The 21,099-nt window shown below is 33.0% G+C and carries 21 protein-coding genes and 1 riboswitch; of the genes, 5 read left to right on the top strand and 16 right to left on the bottom strand.

Annotated features, from left to right (window positions below):
• Positions 1-191: 191 nt before the first annotated feature.
• Together rlmD and AC4CVH_RS07900 are read right to left on the bottom strand one after the other, a co-directional pair.
• Entirely contained in the window at positions 192-1,553 is a 1,362-nt protein-coding gene (rlmD, locus tag AC4CVH_RS07905; protein ID WP_490787210.1) for a 23S rRNA (uracil(1939)-C(5))-methyltransferase RlmD, read from the bottom strand.
• A 40-nt stretch (positions 1,554-1,593) separates the two neighbouring features.
• The gene (locus AC4CVH_RS07900; RefSeq protein WP_490787209.1) at positions 1,594-2,172 is read right to left on the bottom strand and encodes a hypothetical protein; all 579 of its coding nucleotides are present in this window, start codon (positions 2,170-2,172) and stop codon (positions 1,594-1,596) included.
• A 226-nt stretch (positions 2,173-2,398) separates the two neighbouring features.
• Between AC4CVH_RS07900 and AC4CVH_RS07895 the strand changes: the two genes are divergently transcribed.
• Together AC4CVH_RS07895 and AC4CVH_RS07890 are read left to right on the top strand one after the other, a co-directional pair.
• Positions 2,399-4,258, top strand: coding sequence for an LTA synthase family protein (locus AC4CVH_RS07895; protein ID WP_490787208.1), 1,860 nt, complete (start codon positions 2,399-2,401; stop codon positions 4,256-4,258).
• 25 nt (positions 4,259-4,283) lie between these two features.
• On the top strand, positions 4,284-5,039 hold the full coding sequence (locus tag AC4CVH_RS07890) for a TSUP family transporter (RefSeq protein ID WP_490787207.1): 756 nt from the start codon (positions 4,284-4,286) through the stop codon (positions 5,037-5,039).
• Here the strand turns inward: AC4CVH_RS07890 and ribH are convergent.
• The 14 genes from ribH to AC4CVH_RS07820 form a co-directional block, all read right to left on the bottom strand.
• Entirely contained in the window at positions 5,036-5,500 is a 465-nt protein-coding gene (ribH, locus tag AC4CVH_RS07885; RefSeq protein WP_490787206.1) for a 6,7-dimethyl-8-ribityllumazine synthase, read from the bottom strand. The genes AC4CVH_RS07890 and ribH overlap by 4 nt on opposite strands.
• Positions 5,501-5,572: 72 nt before the next feature.
• Positions 5,573-6,772, bottom strand: a complete 1,200-nt coding sequence (locus AC4CVH_RS07880; protein WP_490787205.1) for a bifunctional 3,4-dihydroxy-2-butanone-4-phosphate synthase/GTP cyclohydrolase II — start codon at positions 6,770-6,772, stop codon at positions 5,573-5,575.
• A gap of 65 nt (positions 6,773-6,837) precedes the next feature.
• Positions 6,838-7,491 (bottom strand): riboflavin synthase, encoded by a 654-nt coding sequence (locus tag AC4CVH_RS07875; RefSeq protein ID WP_490787204.1) that lies wholly within the window; start codon positions 7,489-7,491, stop codon positions 6,838-6,840.
• Between the two features lie 12 nt (positions 7,492-7,503).
• Positions 7,504-8,610 carry a bifunctional diaminohydroxyphosphoribosylaminopyrimidine deaminase/5-amino-6-(5-phosphoribosylamino)uracil reductase RibD gene (ribD, locus tag AC4CVH_RS07870; RefSeq protein ID WP_490787203.1) on the bottom strand — a complete coding sequence of 369 codons (1,107 nt, stop codon included), beginning with the start codon at positions 8,608-8,610 and terminating at the stop codon, positions 7,504-7,506.
• Between the two features lie 125 nt (positions 8,611-8,735).
• Positions 8,736-8,853, bottom strand: a riboswitch (FMN riboswitch).
• A 47-nt stretch (positions 8,854-8,900) separates the two neighbouring features.
• Positions 8,901-8,990, bottom strand: coding sequence for a DUF1667 domain-containing protein (locus AC4CVH_RS07865; protein ID WP_490787202.1), 90 nt, complete (start codon positions 8,988-8,990; stop codon positions 8,901-8,903).
• The gene (gene dhaL / locus AC4CVH_RS07860; RefSeq protein WP_490787201.1) at positions 8,974-9,627 is read right to left on the bottom strand and encodes a dihydroxyacetone kinase subunit DhaL; all 654 of its coding nucleotides are present in this window, start codon (positions 9,625-9,627) and stop codon (positions 8,974-8,976) included. Before dhaL ends, AC4CVH_RS07865 begins: the two co-directional genes overlap by 17 nt.
• 15 nt (positions 9,628-9,642) lie before the next feature.
• A complete protein-coding gene (locus tag AC4CVH_RS07855) occupies positions 9,643-10,641 on the bottom strand; it encodes a dihydroxyacetone kinase subunit DhaK (RefSeq protein ID WP_490787200.1) in 999 nt (332 codons plus the stop codon).
• A 44-nt stretch (positions 10,642-10,685) separates the two neighbouring features.
• On the bottom strand, positions 10,686-11,543 hold the full coding sequence (locus AC4CVH_RS07850; RefSeq protein WP_490787199.1) for a sugar phosphate isomerase/epimerase family protein: 858 nt from the start codon (positions 11,541-11,543) through the stop codon (positions 10,686-10,688).
• Positions 11,544-11,565: 22 nt separating this feature from the next.
• Positions 11,566-12,651, bottom strand: a complete 1,086-nt coding sequence (locus AC4CVH_RS07845; protein ID WP_490787198.1) for a PTS fructose transporter subunit IIC — start codon at positions 12,649-12,651, stop codon at positions 11,566-11,568.
• Positions 12,652-12,672: 21 nt separating this feature from the next.
• The gene (locus AC4CVH_RS07840; protein WP_490787197.1) at positions 12,673-12,984 is read right to left on the bottom strand and encodes a PTS fructose transporter subunit IIB; all 312 of its coding nucleotides are present in this window, start codon (positions 12,982-12,984) and stop codon (positions 12,673-12,675) included.
• 17 nt (positions 12,985-13,001) lie between these two features.
• Positions 13,002-13,451 carry a PTS sugar transporter subunit IIA gene (locus tag AC4CVH_RS07835; protein ID WP_490787196.1) on the bottom strand — a complete coding sequence of 150 codons (450 nt, stop codon included), beginning with the start codon at positions 13,449-13,451 and terminating at the stop codon, positions 13,002-13,004.
• Between the two features lie 9 nt (positions 13,452-13,460).
• The gene (locus tag AC4CVH_RS07830; RefSeq protein ID WP_490787195.1) at positions 13,461-14,348 is read right to left on the bottom strand and encodes a ketose-bisphosphate aldolase; all 888 of its coding nucleotides are present in this window, start codon (positions 14,346-14,348) and stop codon (positions 13,461-13,463) included.
• 20 nt (positions 14,349-14,368) lie between these two features.
• On the bottom strand, positions 14,369-14,911 hold the full coding sequence (locus AC4CVH_RS07825; protein ID WP_490787194.1) for a D-lyxose/D-mannose family sugar isomerase: 543 nt from the start codon (positions 14,909-14,911) through the stop codon (positions 14,369-14,371).
• Between the two features lie 25 nt (positions 14,912-14,936).
• Positions 14,937-17,342, bottom strand: a complete 2,406-nt coding sequence (locus AC4CVH_RS07820; protein WP_490787193.1) for a BglG family transcription antiterminator — start codon at positions 17,340-17,342, stop codon at positions 14,937-14,939.
• A 536-nt stretch (positions 17,343-17,878) separates the two neighbouring features.
• On the opposite strand from AC4CVH_RS07820, the gene rpiB reads away from it, so the two are divergent.
• Genes rpiB through tkt form a run of 3 tightly spaced genes read left to right on the top strand, consistent with a single transcriptional unit; the run spans position 17,879 to position 21,025 of the window.
• On the top strand, positions 17,879-18,346 hold the full coding sequence (gene rpiB, locus AC4CVH_RS07815) for a ribose 5-phosphate isomerase B (RefSeq protein ID WP_490787192.1): 468 nt from the start codon (positions 17,879-17,881) through the stop codon (positions 18,344-18,346).
• A gap of 3 nt (positions 18,347-18,349) precedes the next feature.
• Positions 18,350-19,006, top strand: coding sequence for a fructose-6-phosphate aldolase (fsa, locus tag AC4CVH_RS07810; RefSeq protein WP_490787191.1), 657 nt, complete (start codon positions 18,350-18,352; stop codon positions 19,004-19,006).
• A 21-nt stretch (positions 19,007-19,027) separates the two neighbouring features.
• Positions 19,028-21,025, top strand: a complete 1,998-nt coding sequence (gene tkt / locus AC4CVH_RS07805; protein WP_490787190.1) for a transketolase — start codon at positions 19,028-19,030, stop codon at positions 21,023-21,025.
• The last annotated feature ends 74 nt before the right edge of the window (positions 21,026-21,099 follow it).

The raw sequence follows: 21,099 nt of genomic DNA, 5'->3' as shown, positions 1-21,099 counted from the left end.
AAAAAAGCAAGTGATTTTCAGTGATATTTTTTGCAATATCTCTTTTTTCTAATTCTATTATTTTGTGTTCCCACACTCCATATCAATAACCACAGAAACATTAATATATTTTTTCAACTGTTTATTACGGATTTTATCCCCTTCACTTGTAAAAACAAAATAGTTGACGAAGTGCCTAAAATTAAGGATTTCTACATAACTTTTCTTTGTAGCAACACAACCGTCTCCACATGCGCCGTCTGCGGGAACATATCCATAAGTTTTACCTTTTCCACACAATAGCCGTGATAGATAAATCCTTTCAAGTCTTGAACAAGAGTCTTTGGATTGCAGGAAACATATATTATAGTATCCGCTCCAAAAGCAACAATATCCTTGAGCCCCTTTGGATGGATTCCAGGTCTTGGAGGGTCAACTATAATCACATCGGGCTTCTCTTGAATATCGCCGACAACCTTTGCCACATCGCCTGCAATGAACCTGCAGTTCAAAATGCCATTAACCCTGGCATTCTCATTTGCAGCCTTCACTGCATCCTCTACAAACTCAACTCCGATTACCTGTTTTGCATTCTTTGAAACTATCTGCCCAATAGTACCTGTTCCACAGTAAAGGTCAAAAATAGTTTTATTTGACACATCGCCTAAAAAATCACGTACAATTCCGTAAAGCTTCTCCGCACCCTTGGAACTGGTTTGGAAAAATGCCCCGGGAAATATTTTAAACTTGAGCCCCAAAAGCTCTTCCGTTATGTAATCATTTCCATAAAGTACATTCAATTTTTCTATTTTCACTATATCCGAGAAGGCATCATTCGTGCTGTGAAGTATTCCCTTTATAGTACCTGAAAGTTCAAGGTTTAAAAGTTTATCTGCCATCTCGGTAAAATCAAACTCAACCTTTGATGTCGTAACTATGTTTAAAAGTATATCTCCTGTATTTTTGCCTTTTCTTACAACAAAATTTCTAAGATATCCTCTTCTGCTTTTGACTCTGTAATAATCAAGATTTTTGTCTCTCAGATAATCTACCACTGCTCTGAGTATAATCCTAAAATCCTCATCTACAATCATGCAGCTGTCAACATTCAATATACCAAAATTTTTCCCTTTTATATGCATTCCAAGGTTAAGGGGGCCGCCCTTTTCAGAATCCCCGAACGTAAACTCCATTTTGTTTCTATATTCGAATTCTTCAGGGTTTTTATCTATTCCAAGGAAATTTGGACAATCTATATCCGACCTTGAAAATAAATCTCGAACCTGTTTCTCCTTAAATTTCATCTGCATGTCTATTGGAATAAACTGTGAATTGCATCCTCCACACATACTAAATTTAGGACATGGCGGATCAATAGCCTCCGGGATGTTTTCAAGTATTTCCACAAGTTTTGCTTCCATATGATCCTTTTTTCTCTTTGTTACTCTGGCAAGAACTTTCTGCCCCGGGAAAGTATTTTTTATAAACACTTCCTTTTCTTCTAACTTTGATATCCCTATGGATGGGAAAGAAGATTCCTCAATATAAAATTCATATACATTTCCTATCTTCAATTTCTATATTTCCTTTCCTATTGATAGAGTATAAATAATCCTACTGCTTCAAATTCCCCGAAAACTTTTCACCAAACGTAACTTTAAACTTGGTTCTGCTCATTACAAATGAATAGAATACAAGAATTATAAAGAAAATTATTATAAACATTCCCTTTTTATCAGAAACATAGTATCCGGAAAATATCCTCAAGATTATATCTACAAAATATACTCCTATAATCGAAAGCACCCCTGTAAAAGCTGTATCTATAATTGAAATCTTCAATTTTTCAGTATCAAATTTTTCAATTTTAGGTTTTTTTTCTGTCTTTTTCTCTTGAATCTTTTCTGACTTTTTCTTTACATCTACTGAAAAATCATCCTTTTTAACTGGTTTGTTCTCGGATTCTTTTTGCTCCTGAAGCTTTTTTTGCTTCTCCTCTTCTCTCCTCTTATTCTCTTCTTCCTTTTTCTTTTTTTCCTCTTCAGCTTTTCTTATTTTTTCTTCTTTCTTTTTCTTCTCAAGTTCCTCAAGTTTCTTCTTTTCTTCAATGTTCTTGTTCTTCAATTCTTCAAAGAACTGCTTTTTGGCTTCTTCTTTATTTACAATATTTTCATTCTGAATATTGTCATCCATTTATCATACCTCCCTTTATTAATAACAAACAAGTATTTATATAAAACTGCCAAGTGAAAATTTCATTTATAAAATTATATACCAAATATATTATGCTACACTAAATTGCTTATGTAAATATATATATATAAATACTTTCACTTTATTAACATTTCATTTTACAATTCTAAGTATAAGATTTATAATTTTATTGTTGCCTGAATCTGATTTTATAGGAGGAACTCACATGAAAGTATTAAAATCTATTTTTATAAACTTCATAGACATAATACTATTTTTAATTATAGTTCCATATAAAATGATTTCCTATGGCAAACAAATAAATACTGATAATTTTTCTGAGTTGTCTCTCTTCATTCCGTCATTTGCATCAATACTTTTTCTAATCTCCATAAGTATTCTTTTTGGAATAAAAAAAAGAAGCAGATTTCTGTATGCATGTGACCTTGTTATAAGTTTCCTTATTATAAGTGACTTAAATTACTTTAGATATTTCAAGGACGTAATATCAATACCCGTAATAATAAACGGCCTTCAGCTCGGAGCTGTTGAGTCAAGTGTAAAAACACTCATGAAACCTTCAGATATTCTATATGCAGTCGATCTGTTTATACTGCCACTCATAAACAGATATATAAAGAAAGAAAATTTTGAGTCTGCTTTCAACCCAGGATTTAAAAATAAATTGATTTTGTCCCTGTGTATTTTTACAGTTGGACTTTTTGTGGATTTCAAATATTTCTACAATCTCTCGAAGGAGCAGCCAAGACTTTTAAGTACCATGTACAATAAAATATATATAACTAAAAAGCTCGGTATTGTAAATTATCACTACACGGATATTTACAACACTGTATACAATAAAATATCACGTTTGAGTCCGGTTTCAAAAAATGAACAGTCAGAAATGAAAAGTTTTTTCCATGACAACAAGTCTGCCGGTAAAAACTTTCACAATGCCTATAAAGGTAAAAATTTAATTGTAATTCAAGTTGAAGCTCTTCAGGGATTTGTAATTGGAAGTTCTATAGACGGACATGAAATAACTCCAAATTTAAATAAATTCATAACAAAATCGGAATACTTTGATAACTTTCATTATCAGACAGCTGCCGGTGGTACCTCCGATGCCGAATTCATGACAAACAATTCCCTCTATCCCGCTCAATCAGGAGCTGCTTATTTTCTATATTCGGGAAATAAATTTCAGTCAATGCCTGAACAATTTTATAAAAACAATTATGAGACCGCTGCGTTCCATGGTTTCAGAGAAAGCTTCTGGAATAGAAACGTAATGTACCGTAATTTTAAATTCAATAAATTTTATAGTGAAAAGAGCTTTAAAAATAATGAAACTGTAGGTCTTGGATTAAGCGACAGATCATTTTTAGAGCAGTCCTCAGACAAACTTGAAAAGCTTAAAAATCCATATTATGCTTTTCTTATTACCCTGAGCAGCCATTTTCCCTATGATGATGTAAAAGACTACGGGAATTTTAATGTTGGAAATTTGGAAGGAAGCCTGATTGGAAACTACATAAAAGCAATTCACTATACTGACAAACAGCTTGGGATGTTTCTCGACAAACTTGACAAAAATGGAGCCCTTAAAGATTCTGTAATTGTAATATATGGAGATCATTATGCAATCCCTAAAAACAAACAGGATCAGTTTCTCAAATTCTATAATAAAAAGTCACTTTCCGAGGTTGACTGGATAAAACTCCAAAAAGTACCTTTGATAATGCATTTTCCAGATGAAAAATTAAAGGGTGTAAACCACACTGTTTCTGGAGAAATGGATATTTATCCTACTATAATCAATCTTTTTGGTCTGAATTCAGATTATACTATGGGACACGATCTTTTCAATACAGAAAATGGAAATATTATTTACAGAGATGGTTCCTTCATAAACGGAAACTACTACTACATGTCAGAAAGCAACAATTTCTATGATCTGTCTTCCGGTAAAAAATTATCTGAAGACAAGAAGCTCAATAATGAGAAGGTAAACTATTTGAATCAGCTGAAGTATTCAGATGACCTGTTAAAACACAACCTTCTAAAAAAATGGCTAAAATAATATACAAAAAGGATGACGTTTATAAATGATTACAAATCTTATTTTTTTATGTACCGCAGGTTTTATAGCTGCTTTTGTAGATTCAATAGCTGGAGGTGGCGGCCTTATAAGCCTTCCTGCTTTCATGCTCTCAGGAATGCCTCCACACCTTGCTCTTGGAACAAATAAATTTTCATCTTCCTGTGCTTCTTTTACAAGTTCTCTTAAATTTGCACTGTCTGGAAACGTAGATTTCAAGCTGTTAAAATTTATTGCACCATTTACATTTATAGGAGCTGCAGTTGGTACTTCCGTAGTTTTAAAAATAAACTCTGCATATCTTAATTCAATAGTTCTTGTACTGCTGGTTTTTGTATCAATATACAGCCTCATTTCCAAAAACATCGGAAATGTAGACAATTTTTCAGGACTTACAAGGAAGTCAATAATTTTAGGTATGTGCTTTGCCGGAATACTTGGTTTCTACGATGGCTTCATAGGCCCTGGGACAGGCTCTTTCCTAATATTCGGATTAATATACATATATAAATTTGACTTCCTCCGCTCTGCTGGAAACGCAAAGGTCCTGAATTTCATAAGTAATATAACTTCACTTGTAATATTTGTGTTTAACGGTCAGATAGACTACAAGCTTGGGATACCGGTGGCTTTATCCATGGTTGTAGGAGCAAGGTTTGGAACAAAAATTGCAATTTTACGCGGTAGTAAAATAATAAAGCCCATATTTGTGTCAATTTCATTATGCCTTGCAGCAAAAATGCTGTACAGTGTTATTCACTAGCCTATCTGATTTATCAGGTTTGCCATCTCTATTGCAGACACTGCTCCATCATAACCTTTGTTTCCACCTTTTGTTCCGGCTCTCTCTATTGCCTGCTCTATATTGTCTGTTGTAAGTACACTGAATATTACAGGCATACCGCTTGAAATAGATATATTTGCAATCCCCTTTGACACTTCGTTTGACACATAGTCAAAATGAGGTGTCTGTCCTCTTATTACTGCTCCAAGGCATATTACTGCGTCATATTTTTTTGATTCCGTCATTTTTTTTGCAACAAGCGGTATCTCAAAGGCACCCGGAACCCAGCTTATTTCTATATCTTCATCTTTGGCACCATGTCTCTTGAGTCCGTCAATGCATCCTTCAAGAAGCTTTTTACCTATAAACTCATTAAATCTTGCAATTACTATTCCAAACTTTAAATTTTCTGCTATAAGATTTCCTTCATATATTCTCATTTTATCAATTAACAGGGATTAAAAACTCCTGTTAAAATTCACTCCCTTTCAAAAATATTATTATTTGTAAAATTATAATTTGAGAAGATGCCCCATTTTCTCTTTTTTGGTTTTCATGTATTTCTCACTTTGCTTTGATATTCCAACCTGTATAGGAACTCTTTCAACTATCTCAAGCCCATAATCTGAAAGTCCATCTATCTTTTTAGGATTGTTTGTTAAAATTCTCATTTTTCTTATACCTATATCTTCAAGTATCTGAGCACCTATAGTATAATCTCTCATATCTGCCGGAAATCCAAGTGCAAGATTTGCCTCTACAGTATCCATACCTTCTTCCTGAAGCTTGTACGCTTTCAATTTATTTGCAATTCCTATTCCACGACCTTCCTGACTTAGGTACAGAAGCACTCCTTCGCCTTCTTCCTGTATCTGTCTCAGTGAAGATTCAAGCTGTGATCCGCAGTCACATCTCAAGGAATGAAACACATCTCCTGTAAGACACTGTGAATGTACTCTTACAAGCGGCTTTTTTCCCTCGAAATTATTTCCCTTTACAAGAGAAACATGAGTTTTATGAGTTAATATATCTTCATATGCAGTAATTTTAAACTCACCAAATTTTGTAGGTAAATTTGCCGATGCAATTTTTCTTACAAGTTTTTCATGCTTTTTTCTGTAGGATATAAGATCAACTATTGTAACTATTTTCAAGTCATACTTTTTCGAAAATTCCATTAAGTCTTCTCGTCGTGCCATAGTCCCGTCATCTTTTATAATCTCACATATTGCAGCCGCACCTTTGAAACCTGCAAGCTTTGAAAGATCCACTGAAGCTTCGGTATGTCCAGTTCTGTCAAATACCCCATTTTCTTTTGCAATAAGCGGGAATATATGTCCCGGCCTTCGGAAATCATCCTTGGAATTTGAATTTGCAATCATATTTATTGTATTAGCTCTTTCAAAAGCTGATATTCCAGTTGTAGTATCTTTAAAATCAACAGTTACGGTAAACGCAGTCTCATGATTGTCCGTATTATTTGCAACCATGGGATCAAATCCAAGCTTCTCTGCTATTTTCTTTTCGACAGGTGCACATAGAAGTCCTTTTGCATGAGTTATCATAAAGTTTATATTTTCACCTGTTGCCTTTTCTGCAGGTATCACAAGATCCCCTTCATTCTCTCTTCCTTCATCATCTACAATTATAACCATCTTGCCGGATTTCAGATCTTTTAATGCTTCTTCAATCGTATTGAATTTATAGCTCATAATTATTATCTCCCTTCAAGTAATATATTTTAAAAATATTTAGTTTATTTGTTTTATTCTTAATTTTAGGTAAACCCATATTTTTCTAGAATGCTCATATTTACACATGATTTCATATTCGTATCTTCAAATTTTGGACTAATCATCCGTTCTACATATTTTCCAATCATATCACATTCTATATTTACATAATCACCAAGATGTTTGTAACTTAGAATTGTCTCCTGCTTTGTATGAGGTATGATTGAAACACTGAAGGAATTTTTGTTAATCCTTGCAACTGTTAAGCTGACACCATCAAGGCATATAGATCCTTTTAGTACAACATACTTCAAAATACTGCCGGGAGCCTCTATGCAAATCCAAGTGGATATATCCTCTCTATGGATATCACATATACTTCCCGTTCCATCTATATGCCCGCTTACCATATGACCGCCAATCCTGTCTCCAACTTTCAAAGCCCTCTCAAGATTCACAAGACTCGAGCATTTTAAATTTTTAAAACTTCCCATCCTTATAGTTTCCGCCATAACATCAACACTGAAAAAATCACTTTGAAATTTAACAACTGTAAGGCATGTACCATTTACAGCAATGCTGTCTCCAATATGCATGTCTTTTGTTATCTTTTTTGCCCTTATTGTAAGTTTTGATGAATTACTGCCTTTGGATACATCAATTATTTCACCTATTTCCTCTACAAGACCTGTAAACAAACCATCACCTCCCTACTTTACACAATATGCTTCCAGCATTAAGTCCTCACCTATGCGTTTAAATGACATATCTTTAAACTTTACTGCCATAGATATTTTGTCCACACCTTTTCCTTCCACAGAAGTTTTAGAATTATCTCCTCCAAATATCATAGGGGCTATAAAATAAACAACCTTGTCTGCAATTCCAGATTCAAGCACCGAGAAATTGAGCCTTCCGCCACCCTCTACAAGTATGCTGTCAATACCTTCCTTGCCAAGCTTTTTCACAAGATATTTAAGGTCAACTTTATCATCCTTTTCAGGACAGACAATGATTTTAACTCCCATATTTTCCAATTTTCTAAACTTGGATTTATCGAAATTTTCAGTACATGCAATCACAATGTCCCTGTCATCTAAAGTACCAAGTATTTTCGACGAGAGCGGTATTCTAATTTTAGAGTCAATCAAAATTGCCCTTGGACTTCTCCCTCTGCCGCCAAGCCTTGTTGTAAGCAATGGATCATCTTTAATTATTGTACCTATTCCAGCCATTACAGCTGTATACTTATTTCTCATTTCATGTACTTTTTCTCTCGACTTCTCCCCTGTTATCCATTTTGATTCACCATTTGAAAGGGCTATTTTCCCATCTATCGTAACTGCTGACTTTATTGTTACGAAGGGTATCTTTCTTGTAATATATTTCATGAATATTTCATTAATTTTGAAAGCTTCTCTTTCCATGATTCCGGTATGGACTTCCACCCCTGCATTTTCAAGCATTTTTATTCCTTTTCCCGAAACAAGTGGATTCGGATCCTTTACTGCAACAACAACTTTCTTTATGCCTGCTTCTATTACAGCTTTCGCACAGGGCGGGTTTTTTCCATAATGAGAGCATGGTTCAAGAGTCACGTAAAGCTCCCCTCCTCTAGCATCGTCTCCTGCCTCCTTAAGTGCGTATACTTCTGCATGAGGTCCTCCAAAGAATTTATGAAATCCCTTTCCCACAACTTTGCCGTCTTTTACAATTACCGCACCTACAAGCGGATTTGGACTTACAAAGCCCTCTCCCTTTACCGCAAGTTCAAGTGCCATATTCATGTAATACTTTTCTGTATCTTCATGTTTCATAAAATTCACTTCCATAACAAGAATAATTTCTTAAATTAAGTACACTAAAAATCCCCCTGAAAAACCTTCAGGGGGAATAATGTACAATTAATCATACATAAAAAACACATACAATAATTAAGCGTACTTACTTTCTTCCATCCAGACTTTACTGTCGGTACTGGAATTTCACCAGTTCTTAACTCTTACAAGCTCGCGGACTATACCGCCGATCGGGAATTTCACCCTGCCCCGAAAGTTAAATATTTAATTAATTATAATATATACTCATTATTCAGCATTGTCAATGTTTATATTATAGTTTTTTCAGCTATAATATTTACATTTGTGTCTAGAATGTTTTTTATTATGATCTCTCCACATTTAACAGGAAGTGTCACTCTTACGAATTTCAAATTGAAGCGAGTTTGCAATAGATTCAAGAATTAGATAGCAACTAACTGATCCAGCATCTAAAATTCCCCTAGAACGTTCTCCTAGCCTACTTGCTCTTCCAACTTTAGCTACCATATTCTTAGTTGACTGGCATCCTTTCTTTGCCGCATCCTTCAACTTTTCAAGAGAATCATAAAAGTTTTCATTATCTTTAATTGATTTTTTATAGGACTCTATAGCAGGAATCAACGTATCAAGCAATGTCTTATCTCCTATCTTAGCATTTCCTATATCCTGAACACCACTTAATGCTTCATCAAGCATATCTCCAAATACAACTTCATCTATTTCTTCTACATTTGATTTTTCAGCCATACTTTCAAAAAAGATTCCGTACAACGGGCCCATTGAGCCACCTATGTCTTCTAGAAGTGTTGAGGCTAAAACAGACAAACCTTGTGACATATTATATTTTTTCCCTTTTAGCTTTTGACTGCACATGGCAAAACCTTTATCCATATTAATACCATGGTCACCATCACCAATTTCTCCATCTATTTTGCTAAGAAAATCCTTATTATCGTGGATTGTATTAATTAAATTTTGTATCACTATAGCACAATCACTATTTTTAATAGACAATTCAACACCTCCCATTTATAACTGCTTCATTCCAACAGAATATACCGGCAAATCAATACATTTTTTTAGTTCATCATCCAGTTTCATAATCGTCAATGTTATGCCTTTCATATCAAGAGATGTAAAATAATCGCCAACATATGACTTATATATATTAATCCCTCTACTTTTAATTAAATCTTCAATTTTGTCATATACAATATACTGCTCCATTGCAGGCGTTGCACCAAGACCAGATAAAAGCACAACAACCTCATCGCCTTTTTGAAGATAAAAATCTTTAATTATAATATTAAACATTTCTTCAGCCATTTCATCGGCTCTCTTCAATGGCTCTACCTTAATCCCCGGCTCCCCGTGATGTCCTATTCCAACTTCCATACTGCCTTCAGCTATATCGAAATTCGGATGTCCAACAGCTGGTATTGTGCACGGAGCTATTCCTATTCCTACGGAACGTGTATTATCAATTGCCTTCTGTGATGTATTTATGACTTCATCAAGGCTTGCTCCCATGGCAGCCTTTGCTCCTCCAACCTTCCACATCAGAACTTCACCTGCAACTCCCCTGCGTTTTTTCATATCGCTTTTCGGTGCAGATGCACAATCATCATTTGCAACTACAGTCTTAACCTTAATTCCAATTGCCTCGGCTCTTCGCATGGCTATTTTCATATTCATGTTATCACCTGCGTAGTTTCCATAAAGGCACGCAACACCTTTGCCTGAATCAGCTTCCTTTATAGCATCCAAAAATGCTGACGCCGTAGGTGATGAAAATATTTCTCCTGCCGCAACCGCATCACACATGTTCTTACCTATATATCCAATAAAAGCTGGTTTGTGGCCTGAACCACCGCCTGTCACAATCCCTACCTTATCTTTCACTGGTGCATTTACATATTTCAATACTTTTGGATTTTTTGTTGGTAAAACAATATCATTATTTGCTTTTACAAACCCTTTTAGCATATCTTCAACCATATGATCTGGTTCATTTATAATACTATTCAACTATAATCACTTCTTTCTCTAATTTAACTGTTGAATACACAAAATTAAATACTTTCTGCGATTTGTTTCAAATTTGCAAGTCCATCAACTGCAAGTTTTTCACCTGTATCTGCAAGTTTTCTCCAAATAGCACAATTAGCATTCAATTCTTCAAAACCAGGATCAAATGACTCTATTACAAGAGGTCCCTTATACCCTATTTCAACAAGTGATGAAAAGAATTCATCAAATGGCACAAGACCAGTTCCTGGAACTCCTCTGTCATTCTCATTTACATGAACATATCCAAGATACTCTTTACCACATGTCTCAACCGCACCCCGAAAACTCTTTTCTTCTCTAATCATATGAAAGCAATCAAGATGAACTTTAATATTTTTAGTTCCTACACTTTTACAAAATTCAACTGCATCTTTAGCAATATTAAGAAAATGCGTCTCAAAACGATTTACACACTCAACACAAATCGTTACAGAGCCAGTTTTCTCCGCATATTCGGCAACCTCTTTCATACAATTTACACCCCAGTCCCATTCTTCACTGGTTCTTGGCTTTCCCGTAGTATATCCCCATGCTGCGTAATTAACACCGCCAAGAATAGGGGCATCAAGTTCATTGCATATATCAATTGCTTTTTTCATTGCCTTTACAGACGCCTTCCTTATAGTTGCATCAGGTGAAATAGGATTTGTATCGCGTGTAAGTGTTGTAGTACAAACACAATCTATTCCAATCTTCAAAAGTTCTCTTTTTACAAGCTCTGTTGGAAAACTATATGGATCTGAAATTGCAAAGTCTATTATTTCAAAGCCCAGTTCTTTAGCTTTTTTAATTATCCATAAATCTTTTTCAGAAAACTTTTCTGTCCATATAAATGTATCAACTCCAAATTTAAAATTCATATTAACGTCTCCTTTATTAAAATTATGAAATTTTAATACTGCCATCCGATATATCAGCTTCCTCATTGCCATCTTCAGGTCCATCTGAATTCACATCTACAGACTTCTTTAAAACAACAAGTACAATCGCCGTAGCAAGAGAACCAATAAACAATGCAAGAAGGAATGCTAGAGGATGACTCATGGTAACAATTGCAAACAATCCTCCATGCGGAACTGCTGAATCAGCGCCCCAAAGCATACTAAAGCCTCCGCCTACTGCACCACCAACTCCAGTTGCAATTACACAACGCACAACATCATTCATAACAATAGGCAAGCATCCTTCTGTTATCATGCAAATACCCATTGGAAAAGCAACCTTTAAATTTTCAATCTCTTCTTTTCTGTAAATGTTTTTTCTAAATATTTTCTGTATAAAATATGCCATAGCCATTCCAAATGGGGTAACCATAGATGCTATCATAAGTACAGTGACAGGCTCTTTAACTCCTTGAGACAATAGTCCAAGGCAAAATGCATATACAACCTTATTTATAGCTCCACCATAATCAACTGCCGAAAGTATTCCTATAACCATTCCATAAATAAACTTAGAAGATCCATTTAGATGTTCCAAATAAGTTTGTAACAAAAATGTTCCTGATCTAACCGGAATACCAATTACAAAAAACATCAAGAGTCCACAAATTGCAGATGAAATCAAAGGTATTATAAGCATAGGTTTTAATCCTTCTGCCCAATATGGTACCTTCAATTTTTTAACTACAAATCTAGTTATATATCCAGCTATATATCCTCCAATAAATCCTCCAAAGAAACCTGCTCCTATAGCTTTGGAAATCAATCCTATAATCACGCCTGGGGCAATTCCTGGTTTGTCTGCAATTGAAAATGAGATTCCTGTTGCTATAACAACAGGCAACAATCCCAATCCCAAACTTCCCATAGTACTAAAAGCATCAAAGAAGTGGAAACTTTTCGAAAAATCAGTTATTACTGTCCCCCCACCAATACTCCCAATAGCTAATAGAAAACCAGCAGCAACAACAACTGGAATTAGAAATGAAATAGCAGTCATGGCATGTTTTTTTAATTCCGCCAACATGTTAATTTCCTCCCTATATTTTTATTTTTTAATAATATCTTCAACTTTTTTAATAAATTTATTTGGTGACTTTATCACAGTATCAGTAGACACTTCAATCTTTTTTTTGCCTTTAAATCTTTCTGTGCCGGCCACTTGAATATCTGCTGCAATTATTACAACATCAGCCTCTTCAATATCCTTTTCATTCAATTTATTCTCTGTGCCTATAGTACCTTGAGTTTCAACATGAATTTCATGACCTGCTTTTTCTGCAGCCTTAATCAATTTCTCCTTTGAAATATAAGTATGAGCAATACCAGCAGCACAAGCAGTAATACCTACAATTTTCATAAATATACCCCCTTATTTTAAGTAAATACTTTCTTTATATCATCAACAGAACCTGCACCTAAAATTTCACTTACTTTATCGTCATCTCCAAGCTTAGAAGCTAACTCCGAAAGTAATTTCAAATGTTTTTTAGCATAGTCATTGTTATTGCAAACAGCAAATAAAAATACTACTTTAACTCCTTTATCATCTAATGTCTCCCACTTAATTTCTTCCTTAAGTTTTCCAATAGCTATACCTATTTTTTTTACAGAATCACTCTTACCATGCGGAATAGCAATGTAATTTCCAATTCCTGTTATACCTAAAGATTCTCTATAATATATATCTTTTTTAAAAGATTCTATATCATCAATATAACCCGCTGTCTTAAGCTTTTGAGATAAAAATGTTATTGCTTCTTCCTTGTTTTTAACCGACATATCGACACTAATAATTCTATCATCTAATATTTCACTCAAATCCATAGCAAACTCCTAATCCTCAATAATAAATTTAAAATACTTAGTTTTATCGGCATCATTAAATAAATCAATTTTTTGATCTACTACTTCTCTGCATGCTTTTATACATTCAGGGAACATAATATTAGGCTCTCTTATTTCACTTATATCATTACTTTCTATAATTTCTTTCAACTTTTTACAAAAAGCTACTTTAATATCACTCGAAATATTAATTTTTGATATACCCATTGCCACAGATTTAGCGATTTCATCGTCAGGGTTGCTTGATCCACCATGCAATACAAGTGGAATATCAACTGCCTCTCTTATACTCTGAAGAATATCCAATCTAAGTTCAGGTTTTAAATCTTTAGGATAAATGCCATGAGCAGTACCTATGGCTACCGCAAGAGAATCGACATTAGTCATATTCACAAATTCACTTGCCTTCTGTGGATCGGTATAAATGACATCTGTAACTCCACCCTCTATACTATTTCCAGTATCGCCTATTGTACCTAATTCAGCCTCTACAGAAACTCCAACTGGATGTGCTGCTTCTACAACTTTCTTAGTAATTTTAACATTTTCATCAAATGGCATTTTCGAGCTGTCTATCATAACTGAAGTAAATCCTAGTTGAATTGCATGGATTACTTGTTCAAAATTTGACCCATGATCCAAATGCAACACAATTGGTACTTTGCTATGATTGCATTCATAAATAACTTGTGAGACAAAACTATCTCTTAAAAAAGATAGCTCATCTGGATGAATTGCTAAAATAAACGGCGCATTTTTTTCTTCGGCACTTTCCATTACAGCTGTTAATAGTTGTCCTGATCCTGCATTAAATGCAGGAACAGCGAACTTATGTTCCTTTGCAACATTCAACATTTCCTTCATATCAATTAACATATAAAATCATCCTTTCAAAATTATTTTGCAGAGAAATGACTAACAAGTCTCGGATCAGTATATACATCTGAAGCATCATCACTATTTGAAGAAAATTCTGACACTATTGCGCCTTCCGGTCCTCCTGCAAACCAATGCGGTGTACCTGGAACCATTGTATATTCCTCACCAGGTTTTAATACAATCTCATGCTTTGAAGTATAATACTTTTCATCACCTTTAGGTGGTTTTATAGCTGGATTAATAGTTTCTTCACCAGGAACATAAACATAAACTATACCACTTCTACATCTAAATGTTTCCTGCTTTCCTTCACTTCCATCTTCTCTAACAGGGTGCTTATGTTCAGGGAATACCTGGCCTGGAAACATCAACATTTCTTTACCACAATACCTAGGCGTATTAACATAGACTAAAATTTGTGAACCAACCTCATCAACTTTTCCCAAACCAAAATCGGCAATCTCAATCTGGTCCTTTTCTTCTTCAGTTAAAGCTATATGAGCACCTTCAAACCATTTAACCGCACTTCTCCTTCTGTTTATTATCTCTTGCTCAGTCATAATAACATCTTCCTTTCAAAATTTTTTATTTTAAAAATATTTTATATATATTATCTGGCTTTTGAGCCAGCAGTAACCTTTTACATACATCATCATCCCCAAGCATACCTGCTATCTTCGAAACAATTTTAATATTATCATCTATTTCGTTGTCCTTTCTTACGGCAAATAATATAACTACATATACGGGTTCATTATCTAAACTTTCCCATTGTATTGGATTCTTGCTTCTACCTATAGCTATAGTTGTCCTATTAACAAAACTTGACCTTATATGTGGTATTGCAATTCCTCCACCTATTCCAGTAACTCCTAAAGACTCTCTCTGATTTATATCATCTAGGAACTTATCCACGTCTGATATAATTCCATATTTTTTCATGACATAAGATAGTTGAGTTATAGCTTCCAATTTATTTTTAACATTCATTTCCAAATTGATTGTATCCTTACTTATAATTTTTTTAATATCATCTAATTTTAAATTATCTTTGTCATTTTTAAATTCATCACACTTAATACCGTATTTGCATTTGTTAATAAACATTACAATTTCCTTGATAGTATAATTAGCTTTATAAAAATAATATATTGTTGACATAACCTCACTTATAATCTTAGTATCATCGGCCATAATATAAACTGTCATATGTTCTTTTAAACTTAAAGTATTCTTAAAATTAATTAATAAATTCAGACCATGAGTAAATGCTAACTTTATCTTTATTTTTTCACCAAAGGATATATCATTGAATTTAATCTCACAGCTATATTTTTTGTTTATATCATAAAACACCTCATCATCGGTTTTATTAAAATAAACGTTTTCTTTTGAAATATACTTGTTTATATAGTTGAGTCCAGCTTGTACATTTCTAAGGCTTTTAGGTCTATTGTCATAAGACAACATATTGGAAATGTTTATAACATCCTCTTCACTTAAAAATGCAGATACTATTATATACGGCTTCCTTATATGACATATTGGAACAGTCGAAATTACAAGATCAATATTATTCAAATTGTAATCTTTAAGCGCATATGCAGGAACTACATCACTAATTTCCCATTCAAAAAACGTTTTCTTTATTTTTGTCATTAATAGCTGAGATGTTCCAAAGCCACTCTGACATACTAAAATAACTTTTTTCTTTACAGGCATACGTTCTATCGCAGTTTCATAATAAACTGTCAAATAACCTATTTCATCAACTGGTATAAAGTTATAATTTACTCTGCATAAATCATGCAATGTAAATAGTACTGCTAATTTACAAACTTCCAACGTATCTGAACATTCTTTTTCTATATCTTCTAATAAAGGATTTGTTATCTTAATATTATTTTTTAATCTATTTAACATAGGACGTACATGTAAAAAAACGTCTTTCATAATTTTTTTGTCATTACAAATATTAATTCCCATAATTTTTTCTACATATTTACTCATATTCTCAGTAAATATTTTAGCTTTATAATTTAATTTATCCAAAATTAAGCTTGAATTTTCTTCTACATTTTTTATCAATCCACAAGATGCAAAATATTCATATAAATAATATACTTCTGATTCACCTAAACTAACTTTAAAATCTCGATTCATTGTTGTTACCATATTAAGCGCAACTTTGTAGGAAATTTGACTTTTTAAATCATAATCATCTTTAATAAAATCACTATTTATCTGCATACCGGCAATTCCTCTAGTAAGTGAAATAAGAATATGTGTAAGTAGATTAATATAATATGGATCATTTATGCAACAGTTATATTTTTTTTCTAATTTCATAAGGTAATTATTTACATAAATAATTTTATCTTCATCAAAAATCTCAGCTAATGCATTAAATGTAGATGGGTTTATTCTAGAACTTATATTTTTAAATATGTCATCGGTCTTGTAATCTAATTTTGAATATTCTATCATAAGCATAGATAATGTTCTTCTAATATTAATTTCACTGCCAACTAATATTGTGCCTTTAACACTCTTTTTTAGCTTCAAATTAAATTTACTAAACCATTTTTCAATGTAATTTATATCAGCTACTATACTTGTCTTACTCACATAATATATGTCAGAAAGTTTTTGTATGGAAGTAGCTGTATCTGAATCAAGCAACATATTCCGTGCTATTTCAAGCCTACGTTCATTAGTTGTAATTTTTTTGCACTTCGTCCTTTGAAATTTAAGGTCATTAACCAAAAGCCAACGTGCTGTCTTAACATTAATAATTTTTATTCCTACACCCCTTTTTCTATTAAGTAACACATTAAAGCTTCCCAAATACTTTTCTATTATTTTTAAATCTTTTTGTAATGTTTTACAAGAAGTTTTTAAAAAGTCAGCAAAGTAACTAATCGTTTTATATTCATTTTCTACTATTAAAAGATTTATAAATTTTATTTGACGATTATTTAAACTGTTCAATTTATTAACCTCTCTTATATCTTAACTTAATTACATGTTAGCATTTTATTTAGATCTATAAAATACCAAATAAGTTCCTTTAATTAGAGAATTTATGTGTCGTAACTAAGTACTATTTGTTTATATATGTAATATTTTTTAAAGTAAATTACTTAAAGCATTATTAATTATATATTAATGCTTTATAATGAAACTAAGTTTTATTTTCATTTCTTACCTTTATCTTAATCTTATCATCAATGTTATTCGTTTTCAAGATCATAATTTTTATTTATATGTTGTTTTTAGTATGTTTCTTTATTATTTTCTTTTATTTTCTTTTATTTTCTTAATGTTTTAAATTAAAATGTATCCAAATCGTAATTCAATAAAAAATAGTGAAAATAAATCAAAACTGCCCTTCTACAGTACATAAATAGTAATTATAAGGTATTTGCATATTTGGAAGTAACGATTAAAAATGATACTATAAATCTATAGTAAACAATAATTTTCGATAAAATTCAAAAAAATAATAATAGAAAGGATTGGTTCCAATGAAAATAGCTGTAGGCTGTGACCAAAATGGATATCAGTTAAAGCTCACTTTATTAAAATTTCTCAAAGAAAAAAATATCGAATATACGGATTTTGGCTCAAATGAGGGTGAAAGTATATATTATCCAAACATAGCTCTCAAAGTGAGTGAAGAAATAGCGAATGGTAATTTTGATCGTGGAATACTTATTTGTGGTACAGGCATAGGCATGGCGATAACAGCAAATAAAGTTCCCGGCATAAGAGCCGCTGTATGCCATGACATTTATTCAGCAGAAAGAGCTAAAAAGAGTAATAATGCTCAAATAGCTACTTTTGGTGCTGAAATAGTTGGTCCTTCCCTTGCAAAATACTTACTTAACATATGGCTAAACTCAGAATTTGTAGATGGAAGATCCACTCCAAAAATAAAACTTATAAACGAGATTGATAAAAAATTTAAAAAAGATACAAATAAGGCGGTGTAATCGATGAAATTATTTATAGATACAGCTAATGTAGATGAAATTAAACGTGCAAATGAAATGGGAGTAATTTGTGGAGTAACTACAAATCCATCACTAATTGCAAAAGAAGGAAGAGATTTTAAAGAAGTAGTAAAAGAAATAACTACTATTGTTGATGGTCCAATTAGTGCTGAAGTAACGGGATTGACTTCAGCTGATATGGTTAATCAAGCAAAGGATCTTGTAACGATTCATAAAAATATAGTAATAAAAATTCCAATGAATACCGAGGGACTAAAGGCTGTAAAAATTCTTTCAGAACAAGGCATAAAAACAAATGTTACTTTGATATTTTCTGCCGGACAAGCTCTTCTGGCTGCAAAAGCAGGTGCATCTTATGTAAGTCCATTTTTAGGAAGGCTGGATGATATCGGCATAAACGGAATTGAACTTGTAAAACAAATATCTGAAATATTCAATAATTATAATATACAAACAGAAATAATATCAGCTAGTATAAGAGGTCCTCTTCACGTTATAAATGCTGCAAAAGCAGGTTCCGATATAGCCACAATACCATATAAAATACTAATTCAAATGACAAAACACCCTTTAACCGATATAGGAATAAAAAAATTTCTTGATGATTGGAAATCAGTACCTAAAAATACTCCATCATAATTAAAAAAGGATGTGTTCTTCATGAATGAAAAAAATATTGATCAATTAGCTGTAAATTGTATACGCTTATTGTCAGTTGAAGCAATAGAAAAGGCAAAGTCCGGACATCCCGGACTTTGCCTTGGAGCTTCACCTATGGCATATACATTATGGGCAAAAGGAATGAAACACAATCCCAAAAATCCAAATTGGATAAACCGCGACAGATTTATATTATCAGCGGGACATGGTTCAGCCATGTTGTATTCCCTTCTCCTATTATTTGGATATGGTTTAACTATAGCTGATTTAAAACAATTCAGACAATGGGATAGCAAAACTCCAGGTCATCCAGAATACGGACATACTACTGGAGTGGAAACTACTACAGGTCCTTTAGGACAAGGAATAGCAAATGGAGTTGGAATGGCTATTGCAGAAGCCCATTTTGCAAAAAAATTCAATAGACCCGGTTATCCGATAATAAACCACAATACATACTGTCTAGCAGGCGACGGATGTATGATGGAGGGAATATCATCAGAAGCTGCTTCACTTGCAGGAACACTTGGTCTTGGCAAATTAATTGTATTTTATGATTCTAATAATATAACTATTGAAGGAAATACAAATATAACATTTACTGAAAATGTCGGTAAAAGATTTGAATCATATGGATGGCAGGTATTAAACATACGAGATGGAAATGATATAAATATTATAGAAACAGCTATTGATGTTGCAAAAAAAGAACATTCAAAACCAAGTTTAATAATAGTAAACACTCAAATTGGTTATGGATGCCCTGAAAAACAAGGCAAATCATCTGCACACGGTGAACCTTTAGGTAAAGAAAATATAAAAAGTACAAAGAAATTTTTAAACTGGGAATACACTGAAGATTTTTTTATACCAGAGAGTGTAAATAAACATATGACCAGTATTATAAGTAATTTGCAGATGTATGAATTTGAATGGAATAATTTAAAATCTGAATATGATATAAAATATCCTGATTTGTCAAAAAAACTTGACAAATATTATGCAAAACTCGATCCAAAATGTATAATTAATTGCGAAAGTTTATGGTCATTTAAAGAAAAAATGTCCACAAGAAACGCATCAGGCAATATAATAAACAGACTTGCCGATAAAATTCCAAATATGATCGGAGGCTCTGCTGATCTTGCACCATCAAACAAAACATACATGAATGATAAAGGTGATTTCTCAAAAAATAACCGACTAGGAAGAAACCTTCATTTTGGAATAAGAGAGCATTCTATGGCTGCAATTGCAAATGGAATATATCTTCACGGAGGCTTAAGACCATATGTTTCGACATTCCTAGTATTCAGTGACTATATGAAAGGTTCAATGAGACTTTCATCAATAATGAAGCTTCCTATAATATATATACTGACTCATGACAGCATAGGCGTAGGTGAAGATGGCCCAACCCATGAACCAATTGAACAACTTGCATCTCTAAGAAGTATACCAAACATGACCGTATACAGACCAGCTGACGCTAAGGAAACTGCAGCTGCATGGTATTATTCGCTTACAAATAAAAATGGTCCTACCTCAATAATACTTACAAGGCAAACTGTTCCTTTATACATGGAAACAAGTAAAGATGCTCTAAAAGGAGCATATATATTAAAAAAAGGTCATAAGTCAAAACCTGATATAATCCTTATGGCTTCAGGATCTGAAGTTGAACTCATATACAAAGCAGCAGAAGAACTGCAAAAAAAAGATATAAGTGCACGAGTAGTTAGTTTTCCTTCCTTTGAAGTATTTGAAATGCAAAGTATTGAATATAAAGAATCAATACTTCCTCATTCTGTAAAAAAAAGGTTGTCCATTGAAGCCGGCTCATCCATAGGCTGGTATAAATATGTTGGACTGGAAGGTAAGGTCATGTCAATAGATTATTTTGGAGCTTCAGCACCTGCAAATGAATTGTTTAAACATTATGGATTTACTACCGAAAATGTAATCTCAGAAGTTGAAAAGCTATTGTCATGTAATTAAACTAAGAGTGCCGATTTTATCGGCACTCCTTTACTTTTGTTTTCTTATATTTTCTCCCACTTCTTTACTATAAA

The organism is Clostridium pabulibutyricum (genome assembly GCF_058242705.1).
This window is presented reverse-complemented; position numbering and strand designations above follow the sequence as displayed.